We start from the raw sequence: 20,181 nt of genomic DNA on the forward strand, positions 1-20,181 counted from the left end.
TCTATGAGTGCCGCAACAGGAAGGAGCGGATCGTGGCGCATGTCGCGACCGTGAGCGCACTGGGCAGGATTTCATGTCGCACAATACTTTCGGCCATCTTTTCCGCGTAACCACCTGGGGCGAGAGCCACGGCCCGGCGCTGGGATGCGTCGTCGACGGCTGCCCGCCCGGCCTCCGCTTCAAGCTCGCGGAGATCCAGGCCTGGCTCGACAAGCGCAAGCCGGGGCAGTCGCGCTTCGTCACCCAGCGGCGCGAAGACGATCTGGTCCGCGTGCTCTCCGGCGTCATGCTCGATGACGACGGCGAGACGATGGTTTCCACCGGCACGCCGATCTCGATGATGATCGAGAACACCGACCAGCGCTCGAAGGATTATTCCGAGATTGCCCAGCGCTACCGTCCCGGCCATGCCGACTACACCTACGACCTGAAATACGGCATCCGCGACTATCGCGGCGGCGGACGTTCCTCGGCGCGCGAGACGGCGGCACGCGTGGCCGCCGGCGGGATCGCGCGAAAGGTCGTGCCGGGCCTGACCGTGCGCGCCGCCCTCGTACAGATCGGTAAGCACCGGATCAACCGCGCCAACTGGGATTGGAGCGTCGTCGACACCAACCCGTTCTTCGCGCCCGACCCGGAAATCGTGCCGGTGTGGGAAGAATATCTCGACGGCATCCGCAAGGCCGGCTCCTCGGTGGGCGCGGTCGTCGAAGTGGTTGCCGAAGGTGTCCCGGCGGGCATCGGCGCGCCGATCTACGGCAAGCTCGACCAGGACATCGCCGCCAATCTGATGTCGATCAACGCGGTGAAGGGCGTTGAGATCGGCAACGGCTTCGGTGCCGCCGAGATCACTGGCGAAGAGAACGCCGACGAGATGCGCATCGGTCCCGATGGCAAGCCAATGTTCCTGTCGAACCATGCCGGCGGCATCCTCGGCGGTATCGCGACGGGCCAGCCGGTCATTGCCCGCTTCGCCATCAAGCCCACTTCGTCGATCCTGACCGAGCGCCGTTCGATCGACAGCGACGGCAACGAGGTGGACGTGCGCACCAAGGGTCGGCACGACCCGTGCGTCGGGATCCGGGCGGTGCCGATCGGCGAGGCCATGGTTGCCTGCGCGATCGCCGACCACTATCTGCGGGACCGCGGCCAGACCGGCCGGCTGGCTTAACCGCGACACGACCAGGAGTTACGAAATGTCCTTTGACCAGAAGCGCGTTGTCGATGCGATCCGGGCCTTCGAGGCCGGCGAGATCGTCGTCGTCACCGACGACGACGGGCGCGAGAACGAGGGCGACCTGATCGTCGCCGCGGTTCATTGCACACCGGAAAAGATGGCTTTCATCGTACGGCATACCTCCGGCATCGTCTGCACGCCCATGCCGCGCGAGGAGGCCAAGCGCCTGAACCTCAGCGCGATGGTGGCGGACAACGATTCGGCGCACACCACCGCGTTTACCGTTTCGGTCGACTTCAAGCACGGCACGACCACCGGCATTTCCGCCGAGGACCGGACGCTGACCGTCCGCAACCTCGCCAATCCGAATATCGGTCCGGCCGACTTCGTCCGTCCCGGTCACATCTTCCCGCTGGTTGCCCGCGAGGGCGGCGTGCTGATGCGCTCCGGCCATACCGAGGCGGCGGTCGACCTCTGCAAGCTTGCGAGCCTGCCGCCGGTCGGCGTCATCTGCGAGCTCGTCAACGACGACGGCACCGTGACGCGCGGACCGCAGGTGGCGCAGTTCGCCGAGACGCACGGCCTCAAGCAGGTTTCGGTGGCCGACCTGATCGCCTACCGCCAGCGCAAGGAAACCCTGATCGAACAGGGCGCGACCTTTGACGTCGACACTCCGTTCGGCAAGGCGAAGGCGACAACCTACTCCCTGCCCTGGGACCCGATGCACCATATGGCCGTCGTCTTCGGCGACATCCGCGACGGGGTCGACATCCCCGTCCGGTTGCACCTGGAAAACGTCGGCGAGGACGTCTTCGGCAAGGATCGGCAGCTCGAAGGGATCATGAAGCGCATCGCCGAACACGGCCGCGGTGTGATCGTCTATTTGCGCGAAGGCTCCGTCGGCGTCGGCGTCTCGAAGACGGCGCGCAAGGGCAGCCACGAGCGCGAGGGACACAGCGAGGCGATGGCGCGCGAGAACGAGTGGCTGGAGATCGGCCTCGGCGCACAGATCCTCAAAGACCTTGGCATAACCTCCATCAGGCTCATGGCTTCCCGCGAACGTCACTATGTCGGCCTCGAAGGCTTCGGCATCAACATCGCGGCGACGGACATCTGCTGAAGCATGTCTCCCGAAAGTGGGAACCGGTTTCGGGACAAAGACATGCGAAAGAACAAGGACCTAAAGCGTGGCAAGCGAATCCGAAAGATCGCGACGCGCTTTAGGCGGGACGAAAGCGGCCAGGGAGATCGTGAACTCCCGTCGTGGAACGTGAAATCTGCATGAAGCAAGACAAACCCCTGCGCCTGGTAATGCATATTGGTCCGCACAAGACCGCGACCACCTATATGCAGGCCAATTTCCATCACAACGCCGATCGGCTGCGCGAGCGGGGCTGGCTTTACCCGGTGATCGGCGAACGTGTCGGCACCGCCCATCACGACCTCTCCGACCATGAGGACCAGTTTCTGCAGCGCGAAGGCGCGGCCTATTCCGATTTTCTCAAGGTGCTCCAGAAGGCCGACCGGGACGGTCTCGACATCCTTCTCTCGTCAGAGGGTTTCAGGCGCTGGAAAAAGCAGCATTTCCAGGCTGTTGCGGAGATCATCGGCAACCGCTCCCTGCAGCTCGTCTATACCCTGCGTGATCCGCTCGACACGATCTATTCGCTGTGGGCGCAGAAAGCCGGCATGGGGTCTGCGCCAAGCCTGCCCCAGTGGATGGAAAGACCCCTGCGAAATCCTTTGCGGGCAATCTACCTGAACCCACTCAGGGAGATCCGGCCGGTGCTGGCGCTGCCGGGCGTGGATTACAGGGTGCTGCTCTACGAGGAGATCCGCAGGCAGAAGCTCGACATCTTCACCTACTTCCTTGAGACGATGCTCGACATTCATGACCTCAAGGCGACGAAGCCATCGGTCAACGAGCGGCTGCCGATCGAGATGACGGAGTTCATCCGATTGCTGGCCAAGGAGAGCAGGTTCCCAACCGGAAAACCGAACAGCCGCAAGGCGCTCCACATCGGCCAGGTCATGCGCTACCTGTTCACGCCCGAGGAAAAGGCGCGGATCGTCGATACAATGGCAAGCGAAGGTGCTTCCGCGCGCCGCACGCTCGCTGTGCCGCGTCAATCCGAGGATTTCCGCACCGTCGAAACGCGCCTGCTGAACACATTGCGAAAACATATGCATCCGCAGCCGGCCGGCGATCGGATCTTTGGCGACCATACTGCGGAGTTCGTCTATTACGACGACGAAGAACTACGCAGGATTCCGGCCGTGCAGGATCTGCTGCAAACCGCCCTCAAGAAGACCCGCAAGACCTATCCACCCCTTACCGCCATGAATATCGGCAAGCGCGCGCTGGTCGAATGGCGCAAGCTTCGGAAACGGGTTCGCTTCTGAGTGCGGTGCCCATCGCGTGGAGGATGACGCGGAGGGTGTGACGCAACTTCAGCCCTGCCGCCAACCGTCGAGGTAGCGGACCTCTTCGACGCCGGTGAAGCGGGCCAACCGGGCCAATTCCGCATCGAGGCGCTCCATTCGCCCCGCCGAAGATCTTACACCGGGTTCGAGCCAGAGCTTTCTGACCACGAGCTCGCCAGCCTTGCGGTCCGCCTTCATGTCGATGCGCCCGATCAGGCGATCGCCTTCAAGCAGCGGGAAGACGTAGTAGCCATATTGCCGCTTCGGCTCCGGCACGAAGACCTCGATGCGATAGAAGAAGCCGAACAGCCGCTCGGTGCGGTTGCGATCGCGGATGAGTGGGTCGAACGGCGAGAGCACCCGCAGCCGGGCCGGCGGTTCCGGCACGTCGCCGAGTGCTTCGGGGAAGTCGGCGAAGGCGTGGCAGGCGCGCGGTTTGCTGCCGTCGGCCGGCTCGACGCGGACTGGTCGAAGTTCGTCACGGTGGGCTTCGACCCAGCACCGCGCTTCGTCCGGTGAAACCAGGTCCCAGAACGCGGCAATCTCGCCATGGGTGGCAAAACCGAGCCGCGACAGCGCGCTCCGGCACGCCCAGTCGACAAATGCATCATGATCGACCTCTGGTTCATGATGGTGCTGCGGCACCACCCGTTCGCCGAGATCGTAGACTTTCTGGAAGTTCTCCCGCCTGGCGATCGCGATCTTGCCCGTGCGCCAGAGGTATTCGAGCGCGGTCTTGTTCGGATGCCAGTTCCACCAGCCGCCGGATTCGTGGTCGGCAGACTTCAGTTCGCGCGACAGCACCGCACCATTCTCTTCGATCCTGCCGTATGTCTCCTCGAAGCTCGTATCGAACCCCTCCCCCTGCCAGCGGCGCCAGCGTTCGAGAATGGCGCCATTCTCCCGCCGGAACTTGTGCTTCCAGTAGCGGTAGAAGGCGCTCGGAATGATCGAGGCGTCGTGCGTCCAGTTTTCGAACAGGTCGCCGTCCTTCTCCAGAAGGTCGGCAAGGTGCTCGCGGCGATAGGTCTGGTTGCGGGAAAAGAGGATCTGATGGTGGGCGCGCTCGACCGTGGCAATGCTGTCGACCTGCACGAAACCAATGTCATGAATCAGCCGCAGCAGGCCATCCTTGCCGAGCAGGCGACCGGGCGGCGTGCAAAGCCCCTGCCTTGCCAGGAAGACGCGGCGGGCGTCAGCGTTTGTGACCAGATTCGTCATGTGCCATGATAGGCATATATTCCCACCTCTTCCAACCCGAATTCCTTTGCTTGACGACCTGGACAAGCGTTACGGGTTAAGCGTTCTGCCGAAGCAGGCTTGGATCGGGCCCGATCCTTGCGAAAGCATGCCCGGCCGAACGCTTCAAATTGACCCTGAAAGGCTCTATAGCTCGCGCCACGTCACCGGCCCGGGAGTTCCCATTGGACATCGTTTTCAGCGACGCTTCGGCCACCTTCGCCGGACAGACCGCGCTGCATTCCCTCTCGCTGAAACTCAGCGAGCGCCGCATCGGCATCATCGGCCTGAACGGCTCCGGCAAGACGACCTTTGCACGCTTGATCAACGGGCTGATCCGCCCGGCGTCCGGACGGGTGACGATCGGTGGCCTGGACACGGTGAAGGACGAGGAAGCGGCGCGCGGACGGGTGGGCTTCATCTTCCAGAACCCGCAGCATCAGATGATCCTGCCGGTTCTGGCCGAGGACATCGCCTTTGGCCTGAAGAACCGCGGACTGGCAAAGGACGAAATTTCCAAGCGCACGGAGGCCGTGCTAGAGCGCTTCGGCATCGCGCATCTGGCAAAGCGGCGCGTGCATGAGCTTTCCGGTGGAGAGAACCAGCTTGCCGCAATCGCCAGCGTTCTGGTGACGGGACCGGACGTGCTGATCCTCGACGAGCCGACGAACCAGTTGGACCTGAAGAACCGCGACATGATCGAACGCACCATCGCCGCGCTTCCCGAACAGGCGATCGTGATCACCCACGACCTGCCGCTGCTCGACGGCTTCGACCGCGTGCTGCTCTTCCATCGGGGCCGGCTTGCGGCCGACGCGACGCCAGCCGAAGCTGTCCGCACCTATCGGGAAATCGCCGCATGCTGACCGGCCTCGACATCGAGGGCGATACGCCGCTTCACCGGCTGTCTGGTCGAGCCAAGCTGATCCTGCTGTTCGCCGCGGCAATCGGATTGTTTCTGCTGGACGGCCCTTGGGTGTTGGCGGGCGGCGCCATTGTCGCTGCCGGATTATACGGCTCGACCGGCATTCCTCCTCGCGAGGCCTTTCGCCGGGTTCGCTTCGTGCTGTTCACCGTGCTGCTCGTGGCATTGGCAAACTACCTCTTCCATTCGCTCGCAGACGCGCTTTCCGTGTTGTTCCGGCTGACCGCCCTGGTGCTGCTCGCCGCTGCGGTCACAGCCACCACGACGATCTCTGCGTTCATGGACGAGATCACGCGGCTGTTGCGCCCGCTCGAGCGCTTCGGCTTCGTTCGTGCCGCCGACGTCAGCCTGGCTGTCGGGCTGGTGTTGCGGTTCACGCCGGAAATCCTGGCGCGCTACACTGACATCCGCGACGCGCACCGGGCGCGTGGCCTGCGCGTGCGTCCTCTGGGGATTCTGCTGCCGCTGATCATCCTGACGCTGAAGGACGCGGATACGGTCGCCATGGCGATTGACGCCCGCGGGTTTCGCCGTCCATAACCCATATTAGCGGCTTGCAATTCTCGACATGCTGCCGAATTCGAAGCCCACGCCCCCTGCCGAAACCGATCTTCGGCACGCCGCACCTTTAGCCGGGAAGCCCTGCATGACCACCAGAGACATCGTCCTCGTCGCCCTCTTTGCCGCCATCATCGTCGTGCTCGGCATGCTGCCACCGATCACGCTCGGCTTCATTCCGGTTCCCATCACCGCACAATCGCTCGGCGTCATGCTGGCCGGCTGCATCCTTGGTGCCAAGCGTGGTGCGGCCGCCGTTCTGCTGGTCGTTCTTCTGGTGGCGATCGGCCTGCCGGTGCTGTCGGGCGGGCGCGGCGGACTTGCCGTCTTCGCCGGACCCACTGCCGGCTATCTCGTCGGCTGGGTTGCGGGCGCCTACGTGACCGGACTGATCGCCGAGCGGCTCGTGCGCGAGGGACAGCCCGAGTTCCAGCAGTTCCTCGGCTTCCTCGTCGCTGCGGTCGTTGGCGGCATCGGCATCGTCTATCTGTTCGGCATCGCCTGGCTCTGCTACATGAGCGGCAAGGCCTTCATCGCAACGACGCTCGCCTCGCTCGTCTTCATCCCCGGCGACCTGATCAAGGCCTTCGTGGCGATGCTGGCCGGCCGTGCCGTGCTGGCCGGTTATCCGCTGCTGCCGGTCCGCACCTGATCCGCACCAATGGCGGGTGCCATTGGGGCCCGCCTACTGCAATTGCACGGCTGTTGAAAAGCACGCCGCTCGCCCCCATTTCCCGTGGACCATATTCTGCGCAGCGGGTAGCCTCGGATCATGACGACGCTCCTCTTCGAAAGCCCGATTTTTCTCGAGCACAAGACACCCGAGGGGCATCCCGAGCGGCCCGACCGGCTGCGGGCGCTGAACCTCGCCCTGGAGCACGAGCGCTTCCAGTCGCTCGTTCGCAAGACGGCCGAGCAAGCAAACGAGGACTTCGTCCTCCTTGCCCATCCCGAGGCCCATCTACGCGCCGTGATGAAGGAGATCCCCGAAGAGGGTATCAACCAGTTCGAGTCCGACACCTATGCCAGCCCTGCCAGTCTCCAGGCGGCGCTGACCGCGATCGGCGGCGCGATCTCGGCTGTCGACGCGGTGTTCTCCGGCGAGGCGGACAACGCCTTCATAGCCGCCCGACCGCCCGGCCATCACGCCGAGAAATCCAAGGCGATGGGCTTCTGCTTTTTCAACTCCGCGGCCATCGCTGCGCGTCACGCCCAAATAGCGCATGGCGCCGAGCGCATCGCCATCATCGACTGGGACGTTCACCACGGCAACGGCACGCAGGACATCTTCTGGGACGATCCGTCGGTGCTCTTCTGCTCCACCCATCAGATGCCGCTCTACCCCGGCACCGGTGCAAAGGACGAAATCGGCGCCGGCAACGTCGTCAACGCGCCGCTTTCGCCCGAGACCGGCAGCGATCACTTTCGCGAAGCCTTCAAGAGCCGTGTGCTGCCGCGCGTCGCCGAGTTCCGGCCCGACCTGATCGTCATCTCCGCAGGCTTCGACGCCCACCACCGCGACCCGCTGGCGCAACTTCACCTCGTCGCCGACGACTTCGACTGGGCGACGGCCAAGTTGATGGACATTGCCGAACGGTCCGCATCGCACAGGGTGGTCAGCCTGCTTGAAGGCGGCTACGACCTCCAGGGGCTGGCCGAATCGGCCGCCTTGCATATCCACCGGCTGATGAGAGGCTGATCATGACCACATCGACCCCCATTGCGGACGTCTCTGCGCTTTCCTTCGAGCAGGCCGTGGAAGAGCTCGAGAGGATAGTGGCCGCGCTGGAACGCGGCGACGTCGCCCTCGACAAGTCGATCGAGATCTATGAACGCGGCGAAGCGCTCAAGAAGCACTGCGAGAAACTCCTCAACGCTGCCGAGAATCGAATCGAGAAGATCAGGCTCGACCGCGCTGGTAACCCACAGGGTGTCGAACCACTCGACAACGGCTAACACCCCAAATGCCATCGGGTCACACAATCGTGACCGCGTGTCATCGCTTACCCCAGATACCTGGCCTGCATCCAACCCCGGCTGTCCGCAACAGCTGGGGTTTGAAGTTTTGGCGTCTTTTCACACTTGTGATCAGAGCTCCCCGCTGGCCAATTTTGCCTCGGCGTTTTTGCATAGCCCAACATTTGGGGGTTGCCAAAATTGATGAGACAGACCAAGTAGGACCCACATAAGGAGCACCCTCATTAAATGGGATCGCCTTATGCGCGTGCCGACGAAATGCTCGACGCACGCTCCAATAGAAATGCGACAGGCGAGACGCGAAGAAGGGAAATGACGAGCATTATCAAGCGTTGATGGGTCTCCTCCCAACCCTGACATAGCGCGAAACACAGTTCTCTCCCTTCAAGCACTTGCCCCAATTCATTGCAGGCCTCTCATGCTGAACTATCTCTCCCCATCCGAACGCCGCCACACCGCTCGTGGCGGGAGCCGCGAAATCCTTGACCGGGTCGGCGACAAGTGGTCGCTGTCGGTCATCGAGACCCTCTGCCACGGCCCCTTGCGCTTCAACGAACTCAAGAAGCAGGTCGAGGGAATCTCCCAGCGCATGCTGACGCTGACGCTCCGGCATCTTGAGCGTGACGGCCTGGTGACGCGCACGATGTTCGCAACGATCCCGCCGCGCGTCGACTATGAGTTGACCCCTCTCGGCTTCAAGCTCCTCAAGCCGGTGACGGAACTGGTCGACTGGCTGCGGGAAAACAGCGAGGAAATCGAGGCGGCGCAAAAATCCTTCGACCGGCAGACGGTCGCCGCCCCCTTGCCCTGAACACTGTGTTCACGCGGCAATCCCGCGTGACCACTTGCCACGACTGGCCGCCTCTTGTTCACTGTCTCCCATATCTTTTGAAACGGAGTGCGCGACATGAGCTTTTTCCCCGGACCGGATCCTGTCGCAGGTGACGCTGCCGCCTGCGACGCCTTGGAAAACCTGATCATTCCTCGCACCAGCGATCTCGGCGGCTTTGAAGTGCGCCGCGCGCTGCCGACGGCAAAACGCCGCCTTGTCGGGCCATTCATCTTTTTCGACCGGATGGGACCGGCACTGTTCAGGGCGGGCCAGGCGATCGATGTGCGGCCGCATCCGCATATCGGCCTTTCGACCGTCACCTATCTGTTCGACGGCGAGATCAAGCACCGCGACAGCTTGGGGACCGAAATGGTCATCCGCCCCGGCGATCTCAATCTGATGACGGCGGGACGCGGCATCGTCCACTCGGAGCGCTCGCCGGAAAACGTCCGCGGCCATCCGCACAGCCTTTCGGGCCTCCAGACCTGGCTTGCCCTTCCCGACGGTCAAGAGGAAATCGACCCGGCCTTCATCCACACCACGCATGAGGAACTGCCGGTCTTTGCGTCCGACGGCATTCAGGGGCGTGTGATCATCGGCCACTACGAAGGCCATCGTTCGCCGGTCAAGGCTCCCACCGACACGCTCTACACCGACCTGATGCTGGCGCCCGGTGCCAGCGCGCCACTGGCCGCCGACTGGGAAGAGCGCGCTGTCTATGTGCTGTCCGGCGAACTCGACGTGGCCGGCGATCGGTTCGAGGCCGACCGGCTGCTGGTGTTTCGCCCCGGTGATGCCATCACGCTGAAGGCCGGCGCCGAAGGCTGTCACGTGGCACTGTTCGGCGGTGCCGCGCTCGGCTCAAAGCGCCACATCTGGTGGAATTTCGTCTCCTCCTCGAAGGAGCGAATCGAACAGGCCAAGCAGGAGTGGCGGACGGGGCGCTTCGATATCGTGCCGGGCGATGAGGAGGAATTCATCCCATTGCCGGAAGGCTGACGCTATGCGTGCCCCGACAAAGCCTTCTTGTCGTTCCACAAGCGCGCAATCCGGCGCTCGCCCGGTTTCCTTGTCGGCAAATAGCGCATAAGTTGGCGTGAAGGTTGCAAAGCGCCGCCGCATCGGCAATGACAGGCAGAACAGGACCATCGGCGCGGCCCGGCGAAGGCTCGGCCAGCCGGCGGTCGGCAAAAGGGCATCAAGAGTGAGACAATTGCCAGCGACCCCCCTGCTCGATCAGGTGAACACCCCGGCAGATTTGAAGAAGGTGGACGATCGCGACCTGCCGCAACTCGCGGCCGAGCTGCGCGACGAGATGATCGATGCCGTATCCGTGACCGGCGGCCATCTCGGCGCTGGCCTCGGCGTGGTCGAGCTCACCATCGCCATCCACAAGGTTTTCGACACCCCGAAAGACCGGCTGATCTTCGACGTCGGCCATCAGTGCTACCCGCACAAGATCCTGACCGGCCGGCGCGACCGGATCCGCACGCTGCGGCAGGAAGACGGCCTTTCCGGCTTCACCCGCCGTGCGGAGAGCGAGTACGACCCCTTCGGCGCAGCGCATTCTTCCACCTCGATCTCAGCCGGTCTCGGCATGGCGGTGGCGTCCGAGCTTTCGGGCGCAGACCGCAACGTGATCGCCATCATCGGCGACGGCGCCATGTCGGCCGGCATGGCCTATGAGGCGATGAACAATGCCGGGGCGCTCGACGCGCGCCTCATCGTCATCCTCAACGACAACGACATGTCGATCGCCCCGCCGACTGGCGCGATGAGCGCCTATCTGGCGCGCCTGGCCTCCGGGCGCACCTACATGGGCATGCGCGAACTCGGCAAGAAGATGACCGCCTATCTCGGCAAGTCGGTCGACCGCGCGATCACCCGCGCCGTGGAGCATGCACGCGGCTATGTCACTGGCGGCACGCTGTTCGAGGAGATGGGCTTCTACCATATCGGCCCGATCGACGGCCATTCGTTCGAGCACCTGCTGCCGGTCCTGCGCAACGTCCGCGACAACGGCAATGGTCCGGTGCTGATCCATGTGGTGACGCAGAAGGGCAAGGGCTATCCGCCGGCCGAAGCCGCCGCCGACAAGTACCACGGCGTCAACAAGTTCGACGTCATCACCGGCGCGCAGGCCAAGACCAAGCCGAACGCCCCCTCCTATACCTCCGTTTTTGCCGACGCGCTGATCCAGGAGGCCGGTTTCGACGACAAGATCGTCGGCATCACCGCCGCCATGCCGAACGGCACGGGCCTCGACAAGTTCGGCGGGATCTATCCGGCTCGCCTGTTCGACGTCGGGATCGCCGAGCAGCACGCGGTAACGTTCGCCGCCGGCCTTGCCGCTGAAGGCTACAAGCCGTTTGCCGCCCTCTATTCGACGTTCCTGCAGCGCGCCTACGACCAGGTCGTTCACGACGTAGCGATCCAGGGCCTGCCGGTTCGCTTCCCGATCGACCGCGCCGGCTTCGTCGGCGCCGACGGCCCGACCCACGCGGGATCGTTCGACACCACCTATCTCTCTTCGCTTCCAGGCTTCGTGGTCATGGCAGCCGCCGACGAGGCGGAACTGAAACACATGGTGCGAACAGCCGCCGCCTATGACGAGGGTCCGATCTCGTTCCGCTATCCGCGCGGCGAGGGCGTAGGCGTCGAAATGCCGGAGCGCGGCGAAATCCTGGAGATCGGCAAGGGCCGTCTCATCAAGCAGGGAACGAAGGTTGCGCTGCTTTCCTTCGGCACCCGCCTTGCGGACTGTCTGCTCGCGGCCGAAGACCTCGATGCCGCAGGCCTCTCCACCACCGTCGCCGACGCGCGTTTCGCAAAGCCGCTCGATCACGACCTGATCCGCCAGCTTGCCCGCCATCACGAGGTGCTGGTGACGATCGAGGAAGGCGCCATCGGCGGTTTCGGCAGCCATGTCCTGCAGTTCCTCGCCGTCGAAGGGCTGCTGGAAACCGGGCTGAAGGTGCGGCCGCTGGTGCTGCCCGACATCTGGATGGAGCAGGCGAAACCGGAAAGCATGTATGCGAAGGCGGGCCTTGACCGCGCCGGCATCGTCGCCACCGTCTTCAAGGCGCTCGGCCAGAAGGATATCGGCGTCGGCGTCGCCGGCTGATTTTCCTCTTCCGCTAGCCTGCACCGACTCAACGGACTTGCCTCCATGGCCGCAACACGCCATGAGAGGCGATGACCGACAAACCCGCCACATCCCAACGCCTCGACCAGCTTCTGGTGGCGCGCGGCCTGTTCGACAGCCGCTCGCGCGCCCGTGACGCAATCGACCGCGGCACCGTCCGCGTCGACGGCAAGGTCGCGACCAAGGCGGGCGCGACCGTCGGCCCGGAAGCGGCGATCGAACTCGATGATCCGGCGCGCGCGTATGTGTCGCGCGCGGCGCTCAAGCTCGTCGCGGCACTCGATCATTTCACACTCGATCCGACGGGCCTCGACTGTCTCGACATCGGCGCCTCCACCGGCGGCTTCACCGAGGTTCTGTTGCAGCGCGGTGCGCATCATGTCGTGGCCGTCGATGTCGGCCACGGTCAGATGCATCCCCGCATTGCGCAGGACACGCGCGTCACCAACCTCGAGGGGCTGAACGCTCGCGTGCTGTCGGCAGCGGAGGTCGGCGAACGGGTGATCGGCTGCGTCGTCTCGGACGTCTCCTTCATCTCGCTGAAACTGGCGCTGCCGCCGGCGCTTTCGCTGGCACGGCCCGGCGCCTCCTGCGTTCTGCTCGTCAAGCCGCAATTCGAGGCCGGGCGCGAGGCGATCGGCAAGGGCGGCCTGCTCAAGGATCCCGCAACGGGGCCGGAGGTCGCGACAGTGCTGGAACGCTGGCTCGTCGAGGAGATGGGATGGACCAGTCTTGGCATCATCCCCTCGCCGATTGCCGGCGGCGACGGCAACCAGGAATATCTTCTCGCAGGACGCAAACCATGAGCACCGAAACGGTCACGATCAACAGGCTCGGCAGCGGCGGCGACGGCATTGTCGCCGGTCCGGATGGCCCCGTCTACGTCCCCTTCACGCTACCCGGTGAAACCGTGGCGATCGCCCGGGTAAAGAACCACGGGACGGTGATGTCGACCTCCGTCGCCTCGCCCGACCGGATCGCCCCGGCCTGCCACCATTTCGGCCCCGACGGCAAGAACGGCGCCTGCGGTGGCTGTTCGCTGCAGCACGCCGGCGAGACGCTCTATCACGCCTACAAGCGCGGCCTCGTGGTGGACGCGCTCAAGTCGAAGGGTTTGACGCCCGACGTTGCGCCGCTCGTCATCGCCCGCCCTGGTGAGCGGAGGCGGATGGTCTTCACCGCCCGCAAAACCGAGAAAGGCATGCTGCTCGGCTTCAACCAGGCATCCAGCCATCACATCGTCGACATCGATGAATGCCCGATCAGCAGCCCGGGCATTGTTTCGAGGCTGGATGCGATCCGCATGGTCGCCGACGCATTGGCGACCGACAGTCAGGGATTCCGGCTGACCGTGCTCGAAACGCTCAGCGGCCTCGATCTCGCCTTCGAGGGTGTCCGCAAGATTGGCGACAAGCAACGCCGCGCCGTCACCGAATGCGTGCTCGCCCTGCGTGGCATCGCCCGCGTGTCCAACGACGGCGAGATCCTGATCGAGCCGCAGAAGCCACAGATCGACTTTAATGGGGTGCCAGTCATCCCGCCGGCCGGTGGCTTCACCCAGGCGACAATCCAGGCTGAAGAGGCAATGGCCGCCCTCGTGCTCGACCATCTCGGCAAGGCAAAGCGCGTCGCCGACCTCTTCTCCGGGTCAGGAACCTTTGCCCTGCGGATCGCCCGGACGGCTCGCGTTCACGCCGTTGAAGGCGATGAGAAGGCCTTGAAGGCGCTGGATCATGCCGCTCGCCACGCGCAGGGGCTGAAACCGGTGACGATCGAGAAGCGCGACCTGTTCCGCCGTCCGCTGATGGCCTCGGAACTGAAGGTGTTCGACGCCGTCGTCTTCGATCCGCCACGGGCGGGCGCCGAAGATCAATGTCGGGAACTTGCCCGTTCGCGCGTGAAGAAGGTCGCCGCCGTCTCCTGCAATCCGGTGACGCTCGCCCGTGACCTTTCGATCCTCGTTGCCGCCGGCTATCGGATCACCGGCGTGACGCCGATCGACCAGTTCCTCTGGTCGTCGCATGTCGAGGCGGTAGCGACGCTGGAGAAGTAGGCGGGAGAGGATTGCCGCCGGGTATTGCGAGGCGGTGCCGAGATCGCCTTCCACGTGACGGCGGAGCATCGAATGCAGGTTCCTTTCGGCTCCGGTGATGATATGGATTCGCTACACCTGAACGGAGCCTGCGAATGCGTGTCCTTGCCCTATGCTCGCTCCTGCTGCTGTCGTCCTGCATGACCCGGATCCCGGAGGAAGTCCTTGACGCCGACTGGTGCCGGGAGATGGCTGCGGCAAAGGCCCAGGCGACCGGTACCGGGCGAGAGAACCTGGCCGCGGCAATGATCAAGCATGATTGCAAGGAAAAGCTCGCCGCCGGGTGACAGACCGGGAACGCGCTTCTGACGCCAATCAACAGGGATGGTTGGACGCCTTACGCGATGGCGGTGATCTCGAGCTCTTGCTCGCCGACGCTGGCGGCATCGCCGATCGCCTTGCCGATGAGAACCCTGGCCACGGGAGACACATAGGAGATCGAACCGGCCTTCGGATCGGCTTCGTCCTCGCCAACGATCCGGTACGTCTGGACGCGGCCGTCGTCACGGGCAAACGTCACCGTGCTCCCGAACGCGACGGTCTCGGACGACGTCGGGTCGGGAACGAGTTCAGCCGTCCGGACCCTTTCGGTGAAGTAGCGCAGATCGCGCAGGGGGCCGGCCGTTTGCCGGCGCCGTTCGTTCACCTCTTCGATCGTGTTGGCCGCATGGTAGGCTTCGCGTGCCTGTTGAAGCTGCAATTCCAGGGCTTTGAGCCCCGCTTCCGTGACGAGGTTCGGGTGCGGCGAAACCGGGCGGTCGGGCAACAGGGTTTCCGCAGCCGTTTCGGCACTCTCTTCCTTGACGAAGGCAACGCTCAATTTCTCGAACTCCATTTCAACGCGATGCACTTTGCAGCGCGCGTGAACACCTATCCGACGTTTGTCTGAACCGTGGATCGGATGACAATAGACGAACTGGCCAACTTGTTCCAACGGGCGGTGAACGCCGGGCCTGCTACTTCTTCGCCATGAAGGCCTCGAAGGCAGCGCGGGCCTCGGCGCTGCGCAGCCGCACGGCGAAATGATGCGCCTCCTCGTCGATCCGGCCGGCGATCTCCTCGCGATTGCCACGAAGAAGTTCGCGGGCGGCCCGCAACGCCTCCGGCGGCTTGGTCGCCAGGCGCCTCGCAATCTCCATCGCTTCGGCTTCGACTTCCTCCACAACCTTCCAGATCAAGCCGGCGGCATGCGCCTCCTCGGCGGAAAAACTCTCGCCGGCGACGAGCAGGGCAAAGGCACGCTGGTGGCCCATCAGCCGCGGCGCGATCAGGCTGGATGCAGCCTCGGGGACGAGCGCGAGATCCACGAACGGGGCCTTGAACAGCGACCGCGGCGAGGCAACGGTCATGTCGCAATGCAGGTGGATAGTCGTGCCGATGCCGATCGCCAGACCGTCCACACCGGAGATCAGCGGCTTGGTGTGGGCGGCAAGCGCGTGCAGGAAATCGACGACCTCCCGCCCCATCGTGCCCCCCACGGCAAAGGCCAGGAATTCGGCCATGTCGTTGCCGGCGGAAAAGCAGCCTTCCGACCCGAGCAGCAGCGTGGCCCGGATCGAAGGGTCGACGTCGGCGGCGCGCAACGCGTCCGTCATCGTCTGGTACATCGCGCGGGTGATCGCGTTCTTCTTCTCCGGACGGTTGAGGCGGATCACCTGTACGCCGGGCAGCGTCTCGGGACGATCGATCAGGATGTGGTCGCTCATCTCTCTTCTCTCCTCAGCCGAAAACCGCGCGCGCCGCCGCAAGGCTTGCAGCGCCGTTAACCACCCGATCCCTCAACGCCGCGGTCTCGGCAATGAGATTTTCCGCAGCGAAGCGGCACAGCGCGGTGCGCTCCGCCCCGCGGCCGTCGCCGGCGTCGGCCAACGCCCCCTTGGCCAGGTAGACACCTGTCAGGACAAGGCCGAAGAGACGCTGATACGGAGTTGCGCCCGCGAGCGCCTCCGCCTGGCGGCCATCCGCCAGCGCCTCGCCGAGCCAGGCGGTCGCGGCTTCGAGATCGGTGAGACTCGACGCCAGCCGGGAGGCGGTTTCGCCGAAGGCCGGGTCGTTGGAAGCGGCCACGGCGCGCGCGATCGCCTTCAGTTCCTCGATGAAACCCTTGACCTGCGTGCCGTCCGAGAGCGGCAGCTTGCGGGTGACGAGGTCGATCGCCTGGATGCCGTTCGTGCCCTCGTAAATTGGCGCAATGCGGGCATCGCGATAAAGACGGGCCGCCCCGGTCTCCTCGATGAAACCCATCCCGCCGTGAACCTGGATGCCGAGGGAGGCGACGTCGACGCCGGCATCGGTGGCGAAGCTCTTGGCGATCGGCGTCAGCAGGCTCGCCCGCTCAGCCCAGTGCCGCGCCTTCTCGCCTGAAGTGGCATGCGACATGTCGACCGCGTGGGCGCAGGCATAGGTGATGGCGCGCGCCCCCTGCGTCAGCGCCTTCATGGTCAAAAGCATGCGGGTGACGTCCGGGTGCTCGATGATCGGGCTCATGCCCGCTCCCTGCCAGCCTGGCGCCCTGCCCTGGGTGCGCTCCCTGGCGTAGGCGATCGCTTTTTGCGTGGCGGCCTCGGCGATCGCCACCCCCTGCATGCCGACAGCAAGGCGCGCATTGTTCATCATGGTGAACATGCAGGCGAGGCCCTTGTTCTCCTCGCCGACGAGCCAGCCGATCGCCCCAGACTCCTCGCCAAACCGGCCGTCGCCATAGATCATCGTGCAGGTCGGCGAGGCGTGGATGCCGAGCTTGTGCTCGATCGAGTGGCAGAACATGTCATTGCGGGCGCCAAGCGATCCATCGGCATTGACCAGGAACTTCGGAACGAGGAACAGCGAGATGCCGCGCGTTCCCGCCGGCGCATCCGGCAGGCGCGCCAGCACGAGATGGACGATGTTGTCGGTGAAATCGTGCTCGCCGTAGGTGATGAAGATCTTCTGGCCGAAGATGCGGTAGGTGCCGTCGTCGCGCCGCTCGGCGCGCGTCTTCATCACGCCGAGGTCCGAGCCGGCATGCGGCTCGGTGAGGTTCATCGACCCCATCCATTCACCGGAAACCATTTTGGGCAGATAGATCTGCTTCAACGCGTCCGATCCATGTGCGGAGAGGGCTTCGATTGCGCCGATCGTCAGCGTCGGGCCGATGGCAAAGGCCATCGAGCCGCCGTTCCACATCTCCATCGCCGCGACATGAAGCATGTGCGGCAGTCCCTGCCCGCCGAACTCGCGCTGTGCCGTCAGGGAGTTCCAGCCACCTTCCGCCCAGGCCCGGTAGAGCGCGGGCCAGCCTTCGGGCGTGGCGACGTGCCCATCCCGCAGGACGGCACCTTGGCGATCACCGGTTTCAGCCCGCGGCGCGATCTCTTCGCTGGCGAAACGCCCCGCTTCGAGGAGGATCGCGTCGACGAGGTCGCCAGACAATTCGCCGAACCGGCCTTCGTCCAATGCGGCCTCGAGGCCGGCCACGTGGCGAAGCGTGAACGCGATCTGATCGACCGGTGCCCTGTACATGGTGACCTCCACTAATTCGTCTTGCGGACGCTTCGACCGGAAGCATGGCGGTCGAACGGGACCGGCGCAATGCGCGGCAGAGTATTTCTTTTTACGTAAACGTCAACGCAAAGCCCCGCTCAATGGCCGCGTCGATCTCGCCCTTTCGCAGAAAAGACCCATTCGCACTTTTCAACGGATCTCACGTGTGTAGATTAGAAACACCTTTCGGAAATGTAAGGCAGGGGAATTTTTCATCTCGCGCACAACAAGGACCGGCATGGACGCCGCGGCTCCCGTCGTTCCGGGAATCAACCGCAGCACCGGGCGACAAAGCCAGGCCCTGTTAACGTCTTGCTAACCATGTCGACGGCACCATCCGGGGCGGAGGGGCAGAAGCGGGGATCGAAGCATGACGACGATGAAGAGACTGGCCGCTGCCGGTGCGCTCCTCTTGGCCATGCCCGGCGCACTTTCGGCGAGCGACCTGGAGCCCTGGAGAAAGCCGGAAAACGCTATCGTCGTCGATGCCTACGAACTGAACGAGATCGATTGGCCACTGATGCTGACCGACAAACGTATCGTCGGCTTCATCTCCAAGGCATCCGACGGCCTGCCGGAGAGCTTTAATTGCAAGGGCGATCACGACGGCGACACGGTCGCGCACTGCAAGACCATGTGGCGCAAGTACGCGGTCAGCCGGGAACTCTACGAGACGCGCAGATTGCTGGCCAAGGCACAGGGCCTTTTGTGGGGCGCCTATCATCTCGCGCGTCCCGGAAATCCCGTCGACCAGGCCAATCACTTCCTCGACTACGCCAAGCCCCAACCGGGCGAGATGATGGTGCTCGATATCGAGGGGATCGACCCGGAGCAGTACATGTCGCTCGCCGACGCGCAGGTCTTCGCCGGCCACATCCGCGCGCGCACCGGACGCTACCCCGTTCTCTACACCAATCACTCGACAGCAAGATACATCGCCGCGAACCGCGACAAGTACCGCATACTCTCACGCCTGCCGCTTTGGTACGCGCGTTACAAGCCGGGCATCCAAGCCGTCTTCCCGCTCGGCAACTGGGACAACTATGCGCTCTGGCAGTTTTCCGCCGCCGCCAACTGCAACAAGCGGCGCTGTCCCTATCGCGTGAAGGGCACGCTGAACGACATCGACGTCAATGTTGTGCCGGTGAACCGTTCGGAGTTGGTGAAGATCTGGGCCTTTGGCGATCTTTTGCCGGAAAAGCCGTTCGATGCTACCGACGAAATCCGGGTCGACGAGATCGTGACGGCCTCGATCAACCGCGGGGCGGCAGACGAAGAGCCCAAATCGATGCCGGTAAAAATTGCGGCAGAAACGATTGCGGGCGTTGTCGCGGCTGCCAGCGCGAGTGTGCAAAACAAGGATGGCGGCGCCATCTCCGGAACGATTGCATCATCGGCAAACGGCGAACCCACGGCCGCGGAAGGCGCGGTTACACCCGCCGCGGCGCATCCAGGCACGGATCCGGTAACGCCTCTGAACTACCAGAACTATTAAGCAAATTCCGATCAGAAACGACGGGCAGGTCATCGCGGCCCGCCTGGGCGATCGAGCGCACGGCCTGACCCTGCCTTGCGCAGTCCGTCCATCGTTTCTGTTCGACGTAAGGGTGGCGTTAACCATAACAACGCATGATCCCCCTTCCGAAAGCGCCGCCTCCCGGAGTACCCTCGTGCAGCCTACGCCGAAATTTAAGTATTACGACGCCACCGCCCTCAAGCGCGCGCAAGGCAGGCAGTCACTCGCCCATACCGAGTTTCTTCGAACCGGAAAGCTGGAAACGCGTGGCGACTGGAAGCGGACCGACAAGCGGTACATGAGCTACCCGGAGGTTGCCGAGCAGACCGGCCGGAAACTGGAGAAGGCAGGCACCCTCACCCATGAGCGCATCAACGGCTTCCACCGGGCGATCCGCTTTCCAAAGCTGATCTTCCACCGCACCCTCGCCTCGATGCCTCATCTCGGCTATTGCCACGTCACTGTTTCCAAGACGAGGCTTGCCAAGCAAGAAGACGTCCAGTGGTCGTTCTACATGGCCAACTTCTATGCGGAGATCGGCGACGGCGAGCGGTTCTTCGAGGCGATCAGCCCAAAATTCTCGCGCATGTACTTCGCGGTGGCGACATGCCCGGCGAAGAGCGGCGACCGGCTGGAGATCAACCGAACGGTCGGCGACGACGGGGTGCTGTTCCACACCCACGACGCGAAGCTGGCGATGAAGAGCGTCCTGATGCTCGGTGCCCGCAACGAGGAATTGCGCAAGGTCATCCGCGCGATCTGAGCGTCGGCCTG

The 20,181-nt window shown here is 64.0% G+C and carries 20 protein-coding genes; 16 read left to right on the forward strand and 4 right to left on the reverse strand.

Annotated features, from left to right (window positions below):
• The first annotated feature begins 73 nt into the window (after positions 1-73).
• The 3 genes from aroC to J2Y48_RS07130 all read left to right on the forward strand — a co-directional run bounded on the left by aroC (position 74) and on the right by J2Y48_RS07130 (position 3,580).
• Positions 74-1,171 carry a chorismate synthase gene (gene aroC, locus J2Y48_RS07120; protein WP_310414902.1) on the forward strand — a complete coding sequence of 366 codons (1,098 nt, stop codon included), beginning with the start codon at positions 74-76 and terminating at the stop codon, positions 1,169-1,171.
• Positions 1,172-1,196: 25 nt separating this feature from the next.
• A complete protein-coding gene (ribB, locus tag J2Y48_RS07125) occupies positions 1,197-2,297 on the forward strand; it encodes a 3,4-dihydroxy-2-butanone-4-phosphate synthase (protein ID WP_310414905.1) in 1,101 nt (366 codons plus the stop codon).
• A gap of 161 nt (positions 2,298-2,458) precedes the next feature.
• Positions 2,459-3,580: a hypothetical protein gene (locus tag J2Y48_RS07130; RefSeq protein ID WP_310414907.1), complete on the forward strand. Its 1,122-nt coding sequence runs from the start codon at positions 2,459-2,461 to the stop codon at positions 3,578-3,580.
• A gap of 48 nt (positions 3,581-3,628) precedes the next feature.
• Here J2Y48_RS07130 and J2Y48_RS07135 read toward each other — a convergent pair whose 3' ends face one another.
• Positions 3,629-4,822, reverse strand: coding sequence for a winged helix-turn-helix domain-containing protein (locus J2Y48_RS07135; RefSeq protein ID WP_310414909.1), 1,194 nt, complete (start codon positions 4,820-4,822; stop codon positions 3,629-3,631).
• A gap of 203 nt (positions 4,823-5,025) precedes the next feature.
• Between J2Y48_RS07135 and J2Y48_RS07140 the strand changes: the two genes are divergently transcribed.
• The 11 genes from J2Y48_RS07140 (at position 5,026) to J2Y48_RS07190 (ending at position 14,656) form a co-directional block, all read left to right on the forward strand.
• Positions 5,026-5,706, forward strand: coding sequence for an ABC transporter ATP-binding protein (locus tag J2Y48_RS07140; protein ID WP_310414912.1), 681 nt, complete (start codon positions 5,026-5,028; stop codon positions 5,704-5,706).
• The gene (locus J2Y48_RS07145; protein ID WP_310414915.1) at positions 5,700-6,305 is read left to right on the forward strand and encodes an energy-coupling factor transporter transmembrane protein EcfT; all 606 of its coding nucleotides are present in this window, start codon (positions 5,700-5,702) and stop codon (positions 6,303-6,305) included. The genes J2Y48_RS07140 and J2Y48_RS07145 overlap by 7 nt, the downstream gene beginning before the upstream one ends.
• 106 nt (positions 6,306-6,411) lie before the next feature.
• On the forward strand, positions 6,412-6,975 hold the full coding sequence (locus J2Y48_RS07150; protein ID WP_310414918.1) for a biotin transporter BioY: 564 nt from the start codon (positions 6,412-6,414) through the stop codon (positions 6,973-6,975).
• 120 nt (positions 6,976-7,095) lie between these two features.
• Positions 7,096-8,022, forward strand: a complete 927-nt coding sequence (locus J2Y48_RS07155) for a histone deacetylase family protein (RefSeq protein WP_310414920.1) — start codon at positions 7,096-7,098, stop codon at positions 8,020-8,022.
• 2 nt (positions 8,023-8,024) lie between these two features.
• On the forward strand, positions 8,025-8,279 hold the full coding sequence (locus tag J2Y48_RS07160) for an exodeoxyribonuclease VII small subunit (RefSeq protein WP_310414923.1): 255 nt from the start codon (positions 8,025-8,027) through the stop codon (positions 8,277-8,279).
• 439 nt (positions 8,280-8,718) lie between these two features.
• On the forward strand, positions 8,719-9,111 hold the full coding sequence (locus J2Y48_RS07165; protein ID WP_310414926.1) for a helix-turn-helix domain-containing protein: 393 nt from the start codon (positions 8,719-8,721) through the stop codon (positions 9,109-9,111).
• Between the two features lie 96 nt (positions 9,112-9,207).
• The gene (locus tag J2Y48_RS07170) at positions 9,208-10,131 is read left to right on the forward strand and encodes a pirin family protein (RefSeq protein WP_310414929.1); all 924 of its coding nucleotides are present in this window, start codon (positions 9,208-9,210) and stop codon (positions 10,129-10,131) included.
• Positions 10,132-10,336: 205 nt separating this feature from the next.
• Positions 10,337-12,256, forward strand: a complete 1,920-nt coding sequence (dxs, locus tag J2Y48_RS07175) for a 1-deoxy-D-xylulose-5-phosphate synthase (RefSeq protein WP_310414932.1) — start codon at positions 10,337-10,339, stop codon at positions 12,254-12,256.
• A 71-nt stretch (positions 12,257-12,327) separates the two neighbouring features.
• The gene (locus J2Y48_RS07180; protein ID WP_310414934.1) at positions 12,328-13,083 is read left to right on the forward strand and encodes a TlyA family RNA methyltransferase; all 756 of its coding nucleotides are present in this window, start codon (positions 12,328-12,330) and stop codon (positions 13,081-13,083) included.
• A complete protein-coding gene (locus J2Y48_RS07185; protein WP_310414937.1) occupies positions 13,080-14,330 on the forward strand; it encodes a class I SAM-dependent RNA methyltransferase in 1,251 nt (416 codons plus the stop codon). The genes J2Y48_RS07180 and J2Y48_RS07185 overlap by 4 nt, the downstream gene beginning before the upstream one ends.
• A gap of 134 nt (positions 14,331-14,464) precedes the next feature.
• On the forward strand, positions 14,465-14,656 hold the full coding sequence (locus J2Y48_RS07190; protein WP_310414940.1) for a hypothetical protein: 192 nt from the start codon (positions 14,465-14,467) through the stop codon (positions 14,654-14,656).
• 50 nt (positions 14,657-14,706) lie between these two features.
• Here J2Y48_RS07190 and greA read toward each other — a convergent pair whose 3' ends face one another.
• The 3 genes from greA to J2Y48_RS07205 form a co-directional block, all read right to left on the reverse strand.
• Entirely contained in the window at positions 14,707-15,189 is a 483-nt protein-coding gene (greA, locus tag J2Y48_RS07195) for a transcription elongation factor GreA (protein WP_310414943.1), read from the reverse strand.
• A gap of 136 nt (positions 15,190-15,325) precedes the next feature.
• On the reverse strand, positions 15,326-16,075 hold the full coding sequence (locus J2Y48_RS07200) for a crotonase/enoyl-CoA hydratase family protein (RefSeq protein WP_310414946.1): 750 nt from the start codon (positions 16,073-16,075) through the stop codon (positions 15,326-15,328).
• 13 nt (positions 16,076-16,088) lie between these two features.
• On the reverse strand, positions 16,089-17,870 hold the full coding sequence (locus tag J2Y48_RS07205; RefSeq protein ID WP_310414949.1) for an acyl-CoA dehydrogenase: 1,782 nt from the start codon (positions 17,868-17,870) through the stop codon (positions 16,089-16,091).
• A 400-nt stretch (positions 17,871-18,270) separates the two neighbouring features.
• On the opposite strand from J2Y48_RS07205, the gene J2Y48_RS07210 reads away from it, so the two are divergent.
• Together J2Y48_RS07210 and J2Y48_RS07215 are read left to right on the forward strand one after the other, a co-directional pair.
• Positions 18,271-19,386 carry a GH25 family lysozyme gene (locus J2Y48_RS07210; RefSeq protein ID WP_310415723.1) on the forward strand — a complete coding sequence of 372 codons (1,116 nt, stop codon included), beginning with the start codon at positions 18,271-18,273 and terminating at the stop codon, positions 19,384-19,386.
• 175 nt (positions 19,387-19,561) lie between these two features.
• Positions 19,562-20,170 (forward strand): DUF6656 family protein, encoded by a 609-nt coding sequence (locus tag J2Y48_RS07215; RefSeq protein ID WP_310414952.1) that lies wholly within the window; start codon positions 19,562-19,564, stop codon positions 20,168-20,170.
• The last annotated feature ends 11 nt before the right edge of the window (positions 20,171-20,181 follow it).

This window comes from Mycoplana sp. BE70 (assembly GCF_031455855.1).
GTDB lineage: Bacteria > Pseudomonadota > Alphaproteobacteria > Rhizobiales > Rhizobiaceae > Mycoplana.